At 44.8% G+C, this 625-nt stretch carries 1 protein-coding gene; it reads right to left on the bottom strand.

The annotated features are described in order from the left end of the window. Window positions 1–130: 130 nt before the first annotated feature. Window positions 131–601, bottom strand: coding sequence for an IS200/IS605 family transposase (tnpA, locus tag ACTHO6_RS21205; RefSeq protein ID WP_440243822.1), 471 nt, complete (start codon window positions 599–601; stop codon window positions 131–133). Between the last annotated feature and the right edge of the window lie 24 nt (window positions 602–625).

Genomic DNA, 625 nt, shown 5'->3' with positions numbered 1-625 from the left:
AGTCATAACCACCGGCTTAGCCGGTGGCTTCCATTAGCCCTATAAGGGCATGTTACAAGCAAGCGCCTCAAAGGCGCATTGAAAGTCTGCCAACCGCGTGTTGCCTCGGGCTGCCCCTTAAAGGGGCTTTTTATCTGCCCTTTTTCACCGACTCACCCGTAAACGGGTCAACCAGCTCTTTCATCGTTAATTGCTCGTAATTTTTGTCCTCCACTAACTGATTGCGAATATACTCTTCTATTACCTTTTTGTTTCTCCCCACTGTATCCACATAGTACCCTCTACACCAGAATTGTCGATTCCCATATCGGTACTTCATGTTCGCAAACTTATCAAAAATCATCAGGGAGCTTTTCCCCTTTAAGTAGCCCATGAACTCAGATACACTTATCTTCGGTGGAATGCTCACCAACATGTGAATATGATCCACGCAAGCTTCTGCTTCGATAATCTCCACCCCTTTTCGTTCACATAACTCCCGCAATATCTTTCCGATCTCTCTTCTTAATTTTCCGTATATCACTTGTCTCCGGTATTTTGGCGCAAATACAATGTGGTATTTGCAGTTCCATTTGGTATGTGCTAGACTGCTTTTGTCCATCCTTTGTCCTCCTGTGATTCGTGT

The organism is Brevibacillus sp. SAFN-007a, assembly GCF_051967035.1.
Taxonomy (GTDB): domain Bacteria; phylum Bacillota; class Bacilli; order Brevibacillales; family Brevibacillaceae; genus Brevibacillus.
This window is presented reverse-complemented; position numbering and strand designations above follow the sequence as displayed.

What these genes read in the sequence shown, in the direction of transcription:
- tnpA (WP_440243822.1), bottom strand. Translation starts at nt 601, where the DNA reads ATGGACAAAAGCAGTCTAGCACATACCAAATGGAACTGCAAATACCAC.